General features: G+C 61.8%; 14 protein-coding genes and 1 pseudogene. 11 read left to right on the forward strand and 4 right to left on the reverse strand.

Annotation, left to right across the window (positions count from 1 at the left end; translation table 11 throughout):
- Together PSTU_RS0107800 and PSTU_RS21275 are read left to right on the forward strand one after the other, a co-directional pair.
- The coding region (locus tag PSTU_RS0107800) for a sigma 54-interacting transcriptional regulator (protein ID WP_019340482.1) at nt 1–747 on the forward strand (747 nt) is incomplete at its 5' end.
- A 30-nt stretch (nt 748–777) separates the two neighbouring features.
- Nucleotides 778–855 (forward strand): annotated as a pseudogene (locus PSTU_RS21275) (DUF2147 domain-containing protein); the annotation flags it as partial.
- A gap of 65 nt (nt 856–920) precedes the next feature.
- Here the strand turns inward: PSTU_RS21275 and typA are convergent.
- Nucleotides 921–2,741 carry a translational GTPase TypA gene (typA, locus tag PSTU_RS0107805; RefSeq protein WP_019340483.1) on the reverse strand — a complete coding sequence of 607 codons (1,821 nt, stop codon included), beginning with the start codon at nt 2,739–2,741 and terminating at the stop codon, nt 921–923.
- Between the two features lie 167 nt (nt 2,742–2,908).
- Entirely contained in the window at nt 2,909–4,363 is a 1,455-nt protein-coding gene (thiI, locus tag PSTU_RS0107810) for a tRNA uracil 4-sulfurtransferase ThiI (RefSeq protein ID WP_019340484.1), read from the reverse strand.
- A gap of 337 nt (nt 4,364–4,700) precedes the next feature.
- Between thiI and glnA the strand changes: the two genes are divergently transcribed.
- From glnA to ntrC, 5 genes are all read left to right on the forward strand, one after another.
- Nucleotides 4,701–6,107 (forward strand): glutamate--ammonia ligase, encoded by a 1,407-nt coding sequence (gene glnA, locus PSTU_RS0107815; protein ID WP_019340485.1) that lies wholly within the window; start codon nt 4,701–4,703, stop codon nt 6,105–6,107.
- A gap of 182 nt (nt 6,108–6,289) precedes the next feature.
- Entirely contained in the window at nt 6,290–6,817 is a 528-nt protein-coding gene (locus PSTU_RS0107820) for a DUF4124 domain-containing protein (protein ID WP_019340486.1), read from the forward strand.
- On the forward strand, nt 6,814–7,446 hold the full coding sequence (locus tag PSTU_RS0107825; protein WP_019340487.1) for a DUF4124 domain-containing protein: 633 nt from the start codon (nt 6,814–6,816) through the stop codon (nt 7,444–7,446). The genes PSTU_RS0107820 and PSTU_RS0107825 overlap by 4 nt, the downstream gene beginning before the upstream one ends.
- Nucleotides 7,447–7,615: 169 nt before the next feature.
- Nucleotides 7,616–8,698 (forward strand): nitrogen regulation protein NR(II), encoded by a 1,083-nt coding sequence (gene glnL, locus PSTU_RS0107830; protein WP_019340488.1) that lies wholly within the window; start codon nt 7,616–7,618, stop codon nt 8,696–8,698.
- Complete coding sequence (ntrC, locus tag PSTU_RS0107835; protein WP_019340489.1) at nt 8,695–10,131, forward strand: nitrogen regulation protein NR(I); 1,437 nt, start codon at nt 8,695–8,697, stop codon at nt 10,129–10,131. The genes glnL and ntrC overlap by 4 nt, the downstream gene beginning before the upstream one ends.
- Before the next feature lie 29 nt (nt 10,132–10,160).
- Here the strand turns inward: ntrC and PSTU_RS0107840 are convergent, their stop codons facing one another.
- Nucleotides 10,161–10,604, reverse strand: coding sequence for a hypothetical protein (locus PSTU_RS0107840; RefSeq protein WP_019340490.1), 444 nt, complete (start codon nt 10,602–10,604; stop codon nt 10,161–10,163).
- Here PSTU_RS0107840 and trmL point away from each other — a divergent pair.
- The 4 genes from trmL to PSTU_RS0107860 all read left to right on the forward strand — a co-directional run bounded on the left by trmL (nt 10,603) and on the right by PSTU_RS0107860 (nt 13,666).
- A complete protein-coding gene (gene trmL, locus PSTU_RS0107845; RefSeq protein ID WP_019340491.1) occupies nt 10,603–11,064 on the forward strand; it encodes a tRNA (uridine(34)/cytosine(34)/5-carboxymethylaminomethyluridine(34)-2'-O)-methyltransferase TrmL in 462 nt (153 codons plus the stop codon). The two genes, PSTU_RS0107840 and trmL, sit on opposite strands and share 2 nt — an antisense overlap.
- 241 nt (nt 11,065–11,305) lie before the next feature.
- Complete coding sequence (gene hslV, locus PSTU_RS0107850; protein ID WP_021207298.1) at nt 11,306–11,842, forward strand: ATP-dependent protease subunit HslV; 537 nt, start codon at nt 11,306–11,308, stop codon at nt 11,840–11,842.
- Between the two features lie 28 nt (nt 11,843–11,870).
- Entirely contained in the window at nt 11,871–13,214 is a 1,344-nt protein-coding gene (hslU, locus tag PSTU_RS0107855) for an ATP-dependent protease ATPase subunit HslU (RefSeq protein ID WP_019340493.1), read from the forward strand.
- A gap of 77 nt (nt 13,215–13,291) precedes the next feature.
- Nucleotides 13,292–13,666 carry a gamma-butyrobetaine hydroxylase-like domain-containing protein gene (locus PSTU_RS0107860; RefSeq protein WP_019340494.1) on the forward strand — a complete coding sequence of 125 codons (375 nt, stop codon included), beginning with the start codon at nt 13,292–13,294 and terminating at the stop codon, nt 13,664–13,666.
- A gap of 105 nt (nt 13,667–13,771) precedes the next feature.
- Here PSTU_RS0107860 and PSTU_RS0107865 read toward each other — a convergent pair whose 3' ends face one another.
- Nucleotides 13,772–14,050 carry a polyhydroxyalkanoic acid system family protein gene (locus PSTU_RS0107865; RefSeq protein WP_019340495.1) on the reverse strand — a complete coding sequence of 93 codons (279 nt, stop codon included), beginning with the start codon at nt 14,048–14,050 and terminating at the stop codon, nt 13,772–13,774.
- Nucleotides 14,051–14,068: the final 18 nt, after the last annotated feature.

Below are 14,068 nucleotides of genomic sequence, written 5' to 3' on the forward strand. Positions count from 1 at the left end.
GGCCACGTCAAGGGCGCCTTCACCGGTGCCATCCACCACCGCGCCGGCAAGTTCGAGATGGCGGACAAGGGCACCCTGTTCCTCGACGAGATCGGCGAGCTGTCGCTGACCCTGCAGGCCAAGCTGCTGCGCGTGCTGCAGTACGGCGACCTGCAGCGCATCGGCGACGACCGCAGCCTCAAGGTCAACGTGCGCATCCTCGCCGCCACCAACCGCGACTTGAAAAGCGCGGTGCTGGCCGGGGAGTTTCGTGCCGACCTCTACCACCGCCTCAGCGTGTTCCCGATCAGGGTGCCGGCACTGCGCGAGCGGCAGGAAGACATCGCCTTGCTCAGCGGTTTCTTCTGCGAACGATGCCGCAGCCAGCTGGGCCTCGGCGGACTGGCGCTGAGCAAGGCCGCGCTGACGTTGCTGCAGCGCTACCCCTGGCCTGGCAACGTGCGCGAACTGGAGCATGCCATCCACCGCGCCGCGGTACTGGCGCGGGCCGAACAGGGCACGGGAGAGGTGCTGCTCAAACCGTCCTATTTCTGCCTGGAAGGGCCGACTGCCACCGTCAGCCAGCTGCCACCGGCACCCGCCGGCCTGCCCGGCGTTGGTTTGCGCGAGGCACTCGACGAATTCCAGGGGCGCCTGATTCGCCAGACGCTGGAGAGCTTCAACGGCAACTGGTCGGCCACCGCCCGCGAGCTGCAACTCGACACCGGCAATCTGCATCGCTTGGCAAGGCGCCTGGGCATCAAGTAGCCGGACACGCAGCCTGGTCAGCCTCGCGTCGGTGGCGACAAGCTGGAGGTGCGCGGCTACATCGGCATCGAGGCGCTGGGGCGCAGCCAGACCTGGGTTCGTCAGTAACGCGATCAACTCGCAGACAGCAAAAAGGCGCCCTAAGGCGCCTTTTCGTTGCAGCTAAGCGGGAATCAAGCCTTGGCTTTCTTCGCAGCGCGGTTGCGCTCGCCTTCGTCGAGGATCTTCTTGCGAAGACGGATCGATTTCGGCGTCACTTCGCACAGCTCATCGTCCTGGATGAATTCCAGAGCCTGCTCCAGCGTGAAGCGAACTGGCGGAACCAGGGCGATGGTTTCGTCCTTGCCCGAAGCGCGCATGTTGTCGAGCTTCTTGCCCTTGGTCGGGTTCACGCCCATGTCGTTGTCACGGCTGTTCAGGCCGACGATCTGACCGTTGTAGATTTCCTGCCCGTGCTCGACGAACAGCTTGCCGCGCGCCTGCAGGGTTTCCAGGGAATAGGTCAGTGCCTTGCCGGTATCGATCGACACCAGTACGCCGTTCTGACGGCCGGACATCTGGCCGGACTTCATCACGTCGTAACGGTCGAAGATCGAGGTCAGGATGCCTGCACCGTTGGTGATGGTCAGGAACTGGTTACGGAAACCGATCAGACCACGGGCCGGGATGTTGTATTCCAGACGCACACGACCCTTGCCATCCGGCACCATGTTGCTCAGATCGCCCTTACGCAGGCCCATCTCTTCCATGACCTTGCCCTGGGCTTCTTCAGGAATGTCGATGGTGACGTTCTCGAACGGCTCGTGCTTGGCGCCATCGACTTCACGAATGATTACTTCGGGACGGCCTACGCCCATCTCGAAGCCTTCGCGGCGCATGTTCTCGATCAGTACCGACAGGTGCAGTTCACCACGACCGGAGACCTTGAACTTGTCAGCCGAGTCGCCTTCCTCGACGCGCAGGGCCACGTTGTACAGCAGCTCCTTGTCCAGGCGCTCCTTGATGTTACGGCTGGTGACGAACTTGCCTTCCTTGCCGCAGAACGGCGAGTCATTGACCTGGAAGGTCATGGAAACGGTCGGCTCGTCGACGGTCAGCGGCTTCATCGCTTCGACGTTGTTCTGGTCGCACAGGGTGTCGGAGATGAACAGCTCGTCGAAACCGCTGATGCAGACGATGTCACCGGCGGTGGCTTCGTCGACGTCGACGCGGTGCAGACCGTGGTGACCCATCAGCTTGAGGATACGGCCGTTACGCTTCTTGCCATGCATGTCGATGGCGGTGACCGGGGTGTTCGGCTTGACGCGACCACGGGCGATACGGCCGACACCGATGATGCCGAGGAAGCTGTTGTAGTCCAGCGCGGAGATCTGCATCTGGAACGGGCCGTCGATATCGACGTTCGGAGCCGGTACGTGGTCGACGATGGCCTGGTACAGCGGCGTCATGTCTTCGGCCATGTCGGTGTGATCCAGACCGGCGATGCCGTTCAGGGCCGAGGCGTAGACGACCTGGAAGTCCAGCTGCTCTTCGGTGGCGCCGAGGTTGTCGAACAGGTCGAAGATCTGATCCAGCACCCAGTCAGGACGCGCGCCCGGACGGTCGACCTTGTTGATCACGACAATCGGGCGCAGGCCGGCTTCGAAGGCCTTCTTGGTCACGAAGCGGGTTTGCGGCATCGGGCCGTCCTGGGCGTCGACCAGCAGCAGCACGGAGTCGACCATCGACATCACGCGCTCCACTTCACCGCCGAAGTCGGCGTGGCCGGGGGTGTCGACGATGTTGATGCGGTATTCGTTCCAGCGAATGGCGGTGTTCTTGGCCAGGATGGTGATGCCGCGCTCTTTTTCCTGGTCGTTGGAGTCCATCACGCGCTCGTCGTTGAGCTCGCCGCGCTCCAGGGTGCCGGACTGACGCAGAAGCTTGTCGACCAGGGTGGTTTTGCCATGGTCAACGTGAGCAATGATGGCGATGTTACGTAGATTCTCGATCACAGTAGTGGTCTCGTAGTTGGGATGGACTGCACGGCAAATGCCTCAAGCGGCCCAACGCGAAAAATTGGATGAAGGGAAGAGCTCGTTAACGACGTGTCGCGGCAATTTAGCCGCGCAGCGGGTCGGGAGGGCGATGGCGGATACTGCCGCCTAGCAGGCCGGGCTGTTTAGCTCGGACGATAAACGCGCACATTGACATGCCCCTCACTCAACAGATGATGAGCATGCAGGCGGCTCATGACACCTTTATCGCAATACAGCAGGTACTGGCGATTCACGTCCAGCTCCTTGAAACGGTTGTTCAGTGCATAGAACGGCAGCGTATGCACTTCGATGCCCTGCAGTTGCAGAGGTTCGTCCTCGGCAAGGTCAGGATGGCGAATGTCGAGCACCACCTGCCCGGCACTCGCCTCGATGACTTCTTCAACTTGCAAATCCTGGCCCAGCTCGTCGATCACTCGGTCGATCGCCACCTGGCGCGTGTTTGCCATGGCGCGCTCGAGCACCGCCATGTCGAACTGCTTCTCTTCGTGTTCGATGCGGTAGCGCTTGGCCTTGGTGGTCGGGTTCTTCGAGATCACGCCGCAGTACTCGGGCATGTTCTTGGCAAACTCGGCGGTGCCGATTTCGAAGGCGGTATCGATGATGTCCTGTTTGTGGCTGGCGATCAGTGGTCGCAGCACCAGCATATCGGTGGCCGAGTCGATCACCGACAGATTCGGCAGCGTCTGGCTCGACACCTGGGAAATCGCCTCGCCAGTGACCAGCGCATCGATATGCAGGCGCTCGGCGATCTGCGTGGAGGCGCGCAGCATCATGCGCTTCAAGACCACGCCCATCTGGCTATTGTCGACCTTCTCGAGAATCTCGCCGACGACTTCCTCGAAGGGCACGCTGATAAACAGAACGCGGTGAGAGCTGCCGTACTTCTTCCATAGATAGTGGGCGACTTCCATCACGCCCAGCTCATGGGCGCGGCCGCCAAGATTGAAGAAGCAGAAATGCGTCATAAGCCCGCGGCGCATCATCTGGTATGCCGCCACAGTGGAGTCGAAGCCGCCAGACATCAGCACCAGCGTTTGTTCCAGCGCACCCAGCGGATAGCCGCCGATCCCGTCATGCTGGGCATGAACGATGAACAGGCGCTGATCACGAATTTCCATCCGCACTTCGATTTCCGGCGCCTTCAGCGAAATACCGGCCGCGCCGCATTCCTCGCGCAACCGACTACCGACGAGCCGCTCGACATCCATCGAGCTGAACGGGTGCTTGCCGGCGCGCTTGCAGCGCACGGCGAAGATCTTGCCAGCCAGCCGATCAGCGAAGTGCGCCTTGCATTTCTCGACGATGTCCTCTGGGTCGACCAGTGGATACTCGTGGACTTCCAGGCAGTGCGCAATGCCCGGTGTGCAACGCAGGCGCTCGATCATCTGCTGCAGGATTTTCGCGTCGCTGAGCGCAGTTTCCACCTCAACGTTGTCCCACACCCCTTCCACCCGCAGTTCGGGATCGAGGTCGCGCAGCACGGTGCGGATGTTCTTCGCCAACTGGCGAATGAAGCCCTTGCGCACCGGCGGGCTCTTGATGGTGATTTCTGGGAATACTTTGACGATCAGCTTCATGGAAACAGCGCGTGCGCTGGCAAGGCGTGAAAAGAGGGGGGCGGAGTATATCGGAAATTGATCAAGCTTTAGGCAGTTTTATCAAACGCACCTTATGCGCACTCAAATTGAACAACCCCAAGCAACGTTGCACCAATACAGTGCAGGAAAACACTGCCGTGCGGCGTCGCGCGTCGCGCCTGCACGGCAAGACCCCGTCAGCAGGCATCAAGCGCCAATACAGAGCGCTGGCATGCAATTTGCTCCCTTGTGAGGCAGATCGCCTTGGCGGAACATCGCCGCCCGGCTTCACCCTGATTCGGAAGCGCCAGTCAGCTTCCACCACTTGGAGAACACCATGTCGAAGTCGCTTCAACTGATCAAAGATTACGATGTGAAGTGGATTGATCTGCGCTTCACTGATACCAAAGGCAAGCAGCACCACGTCACCATCCCGGCTCGTGATGCCCACGACGAAGATTTCTTTGAGCACGGCAAGATGTTCGACGGCTCCTCCATCCATGGCTGGAAGGGCATCGAAGCGTCCGACATGATCCTGATGCCGGTCGACGAGACTGCCGTGCTGGACCCGTTCACCGAAGAGCCGACCCTGATCCTGGTCTGCGATATCGTCGAGCCGAGCACCATGCAGGGTTACGACCGTGACCCGCGCTCGATCGCCAAGCGCGCCGAGGAGTTCCTCAAGTCCACCGGCATCGGCGACACCGTATTCGTCGGCCCGGAGCCCGAGTTCTTCATCTTCGACGAAGTGAAGTTCAAGTCCGACATCTCCGGCTCGATGTTCAAGATTTACTCCGAGCAGGGCTCCTGGATGACCGACCAGGACGTCGAAGGCGGCAACAAGGGCCATCGCCCAGCCGTCAAGGGCGGTTACTTCCCGGTTCCCCCGTGCGACCACGACCACGAAATCCGTACGGCCATGTGCAACGCCATGGAAGAGATGGGCCTGGTCATCGAAGTGCACCACCACGAAGTGGCGACTGCCGGCCAGAACGAAATCGGCGTGAAGTTCAACACGCTGGTTGCGAAGGCTGACGAAGTCCAGACCCTGAAGTATTGCGTGCACAACGTGGCCGATGCCTATGGCAAGACAGCGACCTTCATGCCGAAGCCGCTGTACGGCGACAACGGTTCGGGCATGCACGTGCACATGTCCATCTCCAAGGATGGCAAGAACACCTTCTCCGGCGAAGGCTATGCCGGCCTGTCCGATACCGCGCTGTACTTCATCGGCGGCATCATCAAGCACGGCAAGGCGCTGAACGGTTTCACCAACCCGTCGACCAACTCCTACAAGCGTCTGGTCCCGGGTTTCGAAGCTCCGGTTATGCTGGCCTACTCGGCTCGCAACCGCTCCGCCTCGATCCGTATTCCGTACGTCTCCAGCCCGAAAGCCCGCCGTATCGAAGCGCGCTTCCCGGACCCGGCCGCCAACCCCTACCTGTGCTTCGCCGCACTGCTGATGGCTGGTCTGGACGGCATCCAGAACAAGATTCACCCTGGCGATGCCGCTGACAAGAACCTGTACGATCTGCCGCCGGAAGAAGGCAAGCTGATCCCGCAGGTCTGCGGAAGCCTGAAGGAAGCGCTGGAAGAACTCGACAAGGGCCGTGCGTTCCTGACCAAGGGCGGCGTGTTCAGCGACGACTTCATCGATGCCTACCTCGAGCTGAAGAGCGAGGAAGAAATCAAGGTCCGCACCTTCGTGCATCCGCTGGAATACGACCTGTACTACAGCGTCTAAGCCAGTTTGCGTGACTGAAAAGCCTCCTTCGGGAGGCTTTTTCGTTTCTGCGGTGTCACTAGCCAGCAACCCACGTTACGGCAAGCGGCCGCAGTGGCGTCGATCGCAAATCGCAACGGTTGCACTTGCCTAGCCGCCGGAGCGGTGCAAGGCTTCCAATCATCCCTAACGCGGAGCTTCCTATGCGCATTGCATTGTTCAGCCTGCTGCTCATCGTCATCGCCCCCGCCATGGCGCAGATCTACAAATACACCGACGACAAGGGCAACACTGTCTTCACCAATCAACCTCCCGAGGGCGTCGAGGCAAACGCTGTCGATCTTCCACCCGCCAACACCGTGAACATCCAGACGCCCGACGCCCCGCCACCGCTTGCCAACGAGCAACGCAGCGAGGGACAACGGCAGCCCTATCGAAGCCTCGCAATCGGCGGCATCCCGGATGAGCAGGCGTTGCGAGCCAACAGCGGCACCTTTGTCGTTAACGCCCAACTCGATCCGCCGCTAAAGCCGGGCCACCAGATCCGCTTCCTGCTCGACGGCGTTCCCCAGGCAGAACCCAGCACCACGACTGCACTGCAGCTGACCAACGTGGATCGCGGAACCCACCTGCTCGAAGTGCAGGTGCTCAGCGGTGGGCAGGTCGTGCAGCAGGCCGAGGAACAATTCACCGTTCAGCGGGTGCACACTTCAAGCCCGGCACGCCGATGAGGCGCGCTTTGCGGCTTGGCCTGTTCGGCCTGTTGCTGACCCTCGCGCTACCCGCTGGCGCGGCGATCTACAGTTATATCGACGCCGAGGGTAATCGAGTTTTTACCGATCGCCCCGCGGGCCACGCAGCCGAACCGGTCGAGACCAGACCGGCCAACAGCATGGCAGCCCAGCCCGTGCCGCCACTGAAGCAGGCGATCAAGGTGCTCAAGCCAACCATGCCCGGCTACACCTTGATCGATATCGTGCAACCCGTTGCCGATGCCACCATCCGCAACAATGCCGGCGAGCTGACAGTCAGCGTGACCAGTAATCCCGCTTTGCATCCCGGTCACCAATATCGCGTGTTACTCGATGGCGCCCCGGCAGGCGCGCCGGGCGAGAGCCCTGTAGTGATGCTGCAAAACGTCGACCGAGGCAGCCACCAGCTGATGGTCGACGTTATCGATAGTCAAGGTGAGAGCCTGCAGTCCAGCGCGCCCCGTGTATTCCACATGATGCGCACCTCTCTTGCGCAGCGCCGCATGGTCAACCCATGCAAGAAGGGCGACTACGGCGTCCGCCCCGAGTGCGCGTTGAAAGACAAGCCGAAGGAAAAGAAAGACATTCCATTCGTGCCCTTTCTATGATCATTCTATGCACCGGAATGGTGCATAGAGTCAGTCATCTGATTTAGCGCTGCCCTTCCTCGTTCGACGCCCTGCTCTGGAGCCCTAGAGCTCCCGGCGCCGTGCCCGAAATGGTGCGCATTGGTTTGCTTCTTGCATTTGCTGCCTTACACCCCGGACGCAGACTGCCATGATCAACGAAGCCCTACAGCGCCTGCTGATCGACAATCTCACCACCGCCACCCTGCTGCTGAATTCAAGGTTGCGCCTGGAATACATGAATCCCGCTGCCGAGATGCTGCTGGCAGTCAGCGGCCAGCGCAGCCACGGCCAGTTCATCAGCGAACTCTTCACTGAATCGTCCGAAGCCTTGGCCGCATTGCGCCTCGCTGTCGAACAAGCACATCCATTCACCAAGCGGGAAGCGACACTGACCTCCGCCAGCGGGCAGTCGCTGACCGTGGACTACGCCGTGACGCCGGTACTGACGAAGCAGGAGACGATGCTCCTGCTGGAAGTGCTGCCACGCGACCGGCTACTGCGTATCACCAAGGAAGAGGCGCAGCTATCCAAGCAGGAAACCACCAAGATGCTGGTGCGTGGCCTCGCCCATGAGATCAAGAATCCGCTCGGTGGTATACGCGGTGCAGCCCAGCTGCTGGCACGCGAACTACCCGAAGAGCACCTCAAGGACTACACCGAAGTCATTATCGAGGAGGCTGATCGCCTGCGAAATCTGGTCGACCGTATGCTCGGGTCGAACAAGCTGCCATCGCTGGCCGTGACCAACATTCACGAGATTCTCGAACATGTCGCCAGCCTGATCGAAGCCGAATGCCAGGGCAGCCTCATTTTGGTGCGCGACTATGACCCGAGCATTCCCGAGGTGCTGATGGATCGCGAACAGATGATTCAGGCCGTGCTCAACATCATGCGCAACGCCATGCAGGCGCTTGCCGGGCAATCCGAACTGGGGCTCGGCCGCCTGACGCTGCGCACTCGCTCGCTGCGCCAATTCACCATTGGCCATATCCGCCATCGCCTGGTGGCGCGAATCGAAATCATCGACAACGGCCCGGGCATCCCCGCCGAACTGCAGAACACCCTCTTCTACCCGATGGTCAGCGGCCGCCCTGACGGCACCGGGCTGGGCCTGGCCATCACCCAGAACATCATCAGCCAGCACCAGGGCCTGATCGAATGCGAAAGCCATCCCGGGCATACCGCGTTCTCGATCTTCCTACCGCTGGAACAAGGAGCACCAACCGCATGAGTCGCAGCGAAACTGTCTGGATTGTCGACGATGACCGCTCCATCCGCTGGGTGTTGGAGAAAGCGCTGCAACAGGCGGGCATGACCACCGAGAGTTTCGACAGTGCCGATGGCGTACTGGCGAAGCTCGCGCGGCAACAGCCGGACGTGATCATTTCTGACATCCGCATGCCCGGCATCAGCGGCCTCGACATGCTCGCGCAGATCCGCGATCACTACCCGCGCCTGCCGGTGATCATCATGACCGCGCATTCGGACCTCGACAGTGCAGTGGCGTCCTATCAGGGCGGCGCCTTCGAGTACCTGCCCAAGCCTTTCGACGTCGATGATGCCGTGTCCCTGGTCAAGCGCGCGAATCAGCACGCGAAGGAGCAGCAAGGCCTCAAGCCGCCAGCCGACCCGCGCCACACGACGGAGATCATTGGCGAAGCACCGGCGATGCAGGAGGTGTTCCGCGCCATTGGTCGCCTTTCCCACTCCAACATCACGGTCTTGATCAATGGCGAATCCGGCACCGGCAAAGAACTGGTCGCCCACGCCCTGCATCGCCACAGCCCGCGTTCGGCCTCGCCCTTCATTGCGCTGAACATGGCCGCGATCCCCAAGGACCTGATGGAGTCGGAGCTGTTCGGTCACGAGAAAGGCGCCTTTACCGGCGCCGCCAACCAGCGTCGCGGCCGCTTCGAGCAGGCCGATGGCGGCACCCTGTTTCTCGACGAAATCGGCGACATGCCCGCCGACACCCAGACCCGCCTCCTGCGCGTCCTGGCGGACGGCGAGTTCTATCGAGTCGGCGGTCATATACCGGTCAAGGTCGACGTGCGCATCGTTGCTGCCACGCACCAGGACCTTGAAACCCTGGTTCAGGCCGGCAAGTTTCGCGAAGACCTGTTCCATCGGCTGAACGTCATTCGCATCCACATCCCCCGCCTGTCCGACCGCCGCGAAGACATCCCGACGCTGGCCGCGCATTTTCTCGCCAGTGCCGCTACTGAGCTGGCAGTCGAGACCAAGCTGCTCAAGCCTGAAACCGAGGAATACCTGCAGAACCTGCCGTGGCCAGGCAACGTCCGGCAGCTTGAGAATACATGCCGCTGGATCACGGTAATGGCGTCCGGGCGCGAGGTGCATGTCGATGATCTGCCACCGGAGCTGCTCAATCAGCCGGCCGATGCCATGCCGTCGAACAATTGGGAGCAGGCGCTGCGCCATTGGGCCGACCTGGCGCTGACGCGGGGCCAATCGAACCTGCTCGACGAGGCGGTGCCGGAATTCGAGCGCATCATGATCGAGACCGCGCTCAAGCACACCGCCGGACGGCGCCGCGATGCGGCCCTGTTGCTAGGCTGGGGGCGGAATACCTTGACGCGCAAAATCAAGGAACTGGGCATGGGCGGAGACAGCGCGGACGAGGACGAGGGAGACGAAGGCTGACCCGGCAACCGCGGTCAAACCGGCTCGCTTCAACGCGGCTTGATCTTGACCAGCAAGCGCCATTCGCCGTCGATCTTTTCCCCCGACCAATCGGCTACAAGCGGTCGGGTCGCCACGAAATGCAGCAGCAAACCCTTCTCCGTCGCTTGCACACGCCAACCCGCACTGGCGGCGCCCTCGATTTCAATGCGCCCGGCGTCGGCACTGCCCTTGGACTGAAAAAGCATTCCGACAGCGCCATCGACGTCCTGACTGTATAGCTCCGGCTCGCGGTTGAACCATAGCTGCAGCCCACTGGCTACCGGCACGACGCGCAACAACTCCACCGGCTCCGGCCGAAAGATGTGACCAAGGAACGAGCCGAACAACAGCCCAAGCAACACCAGCGAGCCGAAAAAGCGCCGACGATGACGACGTAACGGATCGCCTGCCGCAGTAGAATGCCGGTCGTTTTCTGAGTCGGTGCCGCGCATGTTCCATGTGATCCTTTTCCAGCCGGAGATTCCGCCTAATACCGGCAACATTATCAGGCTCTGCGCCAACGCCGGCTGCAGCCTGCACCTGATCGAGCCGCTGGGCTTCGAGCTGGATGACAAGCGGCTACGCCGCGCCGGGCTGGATTATCACGAGTACGCGCCGCTCAAGCGACACCCCGATCTCGACAGCTGCCTCGAGAGCCTCGGCCACCCTCGCCTGTTCGCCTTTACCACCAAGGGTTCACAGCCCTTCCATCAGGTGCAGTTCCAGCGCGGCGATGCGTTTCTGTTTGGCCCCGAGAGCCGCGGCCTGCCTCCGGAGATCCGCGATGCACTGCCGAACGAGCAACGCCTGCGTCTACCGATGCGCCCCGACAGCCGCAGCCTGAACCTGTCCAACACCGTTGCCGTCGCCGTTTACGAGGCCTGGCGTCAGCTGGATTTCGCGCTGCAATAGGCAGCCCGGTGCATATTTAGCACCCATGCTGCTGTGCACATAGCTCATCGCCCCGCGCCATCGGCGCCGACGCCAGCGGCTGGCAAGGTGCCGCCGACGATCTCACCCACTGATCCGCGCCGATAGGCAGTACAGGGCGTCGGGGGGACGCGAATCCCGAACGCCGGTTGAAATGCGTGGCAGCGTCCCCCATATCAACCGCATTCGGGCATTCATCGCCCCGCTGCGTGGAGATTTTCCTTTGACCACCATCGTTTCAGTGCGCCGCAACGGCAAAGTCGTCATGGGCGGCGACGGCCAGGTTTCCCTCGGCAACACCGTCATGAAAGGCAACGCCAAGAAGGTTCGGCGCCTGTATCACGGCCAGGTCCTGGCCGGATTCGCGGGTGCCACCGCAGACGCCTTCACCCTGTTCGAGCGCTTCGAGGGCCAGCTGGAAAAACACCAGGGCCACCTGGTGCGCGCCGCTGTGGAGCTGGCCAAGGACTGGCGGACCGACCGTTCGCTGAGCCGTCTCGAGGCCATGCTCGCCGTCGCCAACAAGGATGCCTCGCTGATCATCACCGGCAACGGCGACGTGGTGCAGCCCGAGGACGACCTGATCGCCATGGGCTCCGGCGGTGGTTTCGCCCAGGCCGCCGCCATGGCGCTGATGCGCAAGGGCGGCGACGACATGAGCGCGCAGGAAATCGCCGAGACGGCGCTGAACATTGCCGGCAGCATCTGCGTCTTCACCAATCAGAATCTCACCATCGAGGAGCTCGACAGCGCGAACTGATCGCCCTCGAGCCCCGGAGTACCGCACCATGTCCATGACGCCCCGCGAGATCGTCCACGAACTCAACCGCCACATCATCGGCCAGGACGACGCCAAGCGTGCCGTCGCCATCGCCCTGCGCAACCGCTGGCGGCGCATGCAGCTGTCCGCCGAGCTGCGCCCGGAAGTCACCCCGAAGAACATCCTGATGATCGGCCCGACCGGCGTCGGCAAGACCGAAATCGCCCGTCGCCTGGCCAAGCTGGCGAACGCGCCGTTTATCAAGGTGGAAGCGACCAAGTTCACCGAAGTCGGCTACGTCGGCCGCGACGTGGAGTCGATCATCCGCGATCTCGCCGATGCTGCCCTGAAAATGCTGCGTGAACAGGAAGTAGTGAAGATGCGCCATCGCGCCGAGGACGCCGCTGAAGAGCGCATCCTCGACGCATTGCTGCCCCAGGCACGCCCAGCGGGATTCGGCGACGAGCCGGTGCAGAGCACCGACTCCAACACTCGCCAGCTGTTTCGCAAGCGGCTGCGCGAAGGCCAGCTGGATGACAAGGAAATCGATATCGAAGTCGCCGAGAGCCCGGCTGGCGTCGAAATCATGGCCCCGCCCGGCATGGAGGAGATGACCAATCAGTTGCAGAACCTGTTCTCCAACATGGGCAAGGGCAAGAAGAAAAGCCGCAAGCTGAAGATCAAGGACGCGCTCAAGCTGGTACGCGACGAGGAAGCCGCGCGCCTGGTCAACGAGGAAGAACTCAAGGCCCGCGCGCTCGAAGCGGTGGAGCAGCACGGTATCGTCTTCATCGACGAGATCGACAAGGTTGCCAAGCGCGGCAACACCGGTGGCGCCGATGTGTCCCGCGAAGGCGTTCAGCGCGATCTGCTGCCACTGATCGAAGGCAGCACGGTCAACACCAAGCTGGGGATGGTCAAGACCGACCACATCCTGTTCATTGCCAGCGGTGCCTTCCACCTGTCCAAACCCAGTGATCTGGTACCGGAACTCCAGGGTCGCCTACCGATCCGCGTCGAGCTCAAGGCCTTGTCGCCGGAAGACTTCGAACGCATCCTCACCGAACCGCATGCCTCGCTCACCGAGCAGTATCGCGAGTTGCTGAAGACCGAGGGGCTGGGCATCGAATTCACCGATGACGGCATCAAGCGCCTGGCGCAGATCGCCTGGCAGGTCAACGAGAAGACCGAGAACATCGGCGCTCGCCGCTTGCACACACTGCTCGAGCGGCTATTGGAAGAGGTATCGTTCAGCGCTGGCGACCTGGCCGGCCAGCAGAACGGCGAACCGATCCGCATCGATACCGCCTACGTCAACAGCCACCTCGGCGAACTGGCCGAAGACGAAGACCTGTCGCGCTACATTCTGTAAAGCAGCTGGACGCTGGAAGCCTGTCGCTGAACGTAGAAGCGCTGGCTTCAAGCTTCAAATTCCGACGGAGCAGGCCCATGCGTATCCCCACCGCGATCAAGCTACACAAGGCATCGAAAACGCTGGAGCTGGAGTACGGTTCGGAGCAGCGCTACGTGCTAACCGCCGAATTTCTGCGTGTGCACTCCCCCTCCGCCGAAGTGCAGGGCCATGGCAATCCGATCTTGCAGACCGGCAAGATCAACGTTGCACTCGATGGCATCGAGCCAGCCGGGCAATACGCGCTGAAGTTGATCTTCAGCGACGGCCACGACAGCGGACTGTATACCTGGGATTACCTGCACCATCTGGCCGTCGATCATCAACAACTGTGGGCCGATTACCTCGCTGCGCTGGCCACCGCGGGGCAGTCTCGAGACCCGGACATCTCGCCAGTGAAGATGATGCTCTAAAGACCGATCCTAGGGCGCTGGTCGGGTGAATCGCGACTCATCGATCCACCGGCAGGTATCACGGCGGATGTAAAAAACCACATCCACCTTACGACCAGGCCCGCGTCAGGCTGCCAGCGCCTTGTCCAGGGCTCGCTCGATCTGCGCCTGAACGCTGGCGCCCATGGCCGACATGAGCAGGCCGAGATTGAGCAACACACGGACCCGGTCTTCCTCCACCTCGATACGCCCGTCCGCGCCGCTGCGGCGCACTTCCAGTACGTCACCCTTCCACTCGCAGCGCACGCCGAAATCGCGTTCCAGCTTCGCCGCCAGCTGCTCCGCCTTCTCACGCGCGGCGTCCCGGCCAAGGCTGTGGTTGCGCTCGACGATGATGCGGGCCATGGCAACTCCTGACTGCTG

Origin of the sequence: Stutzerimonas stutzeri SDM-LAC, assembly GCF_000235745.1 — a bacterium.
In the GTDB taxonomy this organism is placed as follows: Bacteria; Pseudomonadota; Gammaproteobacteria; order Pseudomonadales; family Pseudomonadaceae; genus Stutzerimonas; species Stutzerimonas stutzeri_H.

Bases quoted from the DNA above. Each gene is read 5' to 3' on its own strand.
- thiI (WP_019340484.1), bottom strand. From the start codon at position 4,363: ATGAAGCTGATCGTCAAAGTATTCCCAGAAATCACCATCAAGAGCCCG.
- PSTU_RS0107860 (WP_019340494.1), top strand. From the start codon at position 13,292: ATGCGTATCCCCACCGCGATCAAGCTACACAAGGCATCGAAAACGCTG.
- PSTU_RS0107865 (WP_019340495.1), bottom strand. From the start codon at position 14,050: ATGGCCCGCATCATCGTCGAGCGCAACCACAGCCTTGGCCGGGACGCC.
- PSTU_RS0107820 (WP_019340486.1), top strand. From the start codon at position 6,290: ATGCGCATTGCATTGTTCAGCCTGCTGCTCATCGTCATCGCCCCCGCC.
- PSTU_RS0107825 (WP_019340487.1), top strand. From the start codon at position 6,814: ATGAGGCGCGCTTTGCGGCTTGGCCTGTTCGGCCTGTTGCTGACCCTC.
- PSTU_RS0107840 (WP_019340490.1), bottom strand. From the start codon at position 10,604: ATGCGCGGCACCGACTCAGAAAACGACCGGCATTCTACTGCGGCAGGC.
- glnA (WP_019340485.1), top strand. From the start codon at position 4,701: ATGTCGAAGTCGCTTCAACTGATCAAAGATTACGATGTGAAGTGGATT.
- ntrC (WP_019340489.1), top strand. From the start codon at position 8,695: ATGAGTCGCAGCGAAACTGTCTGGATTGTCGACGATGACCGCTCCATC.
- glnL (WP_019340488.1), top strand. From the start codon at position 7,616: ATGATCAACGAAGCCCTACAGCGCCTGCTGATCGACAATCTCACCACC.
- hslU (WP_019340493.1), top strand. From the start codon at position 11,871: ATGTCCATGACGCCCCGCGAGATCGTCCACGAACTCAACCGCCACATC.
- trmL (WP_019340491.1), top strand. From the start codon at position 10,603: ATGTTCCATGTGATCCTTTTCCAGCCGGAGATTCCGCCTAATACCGGC.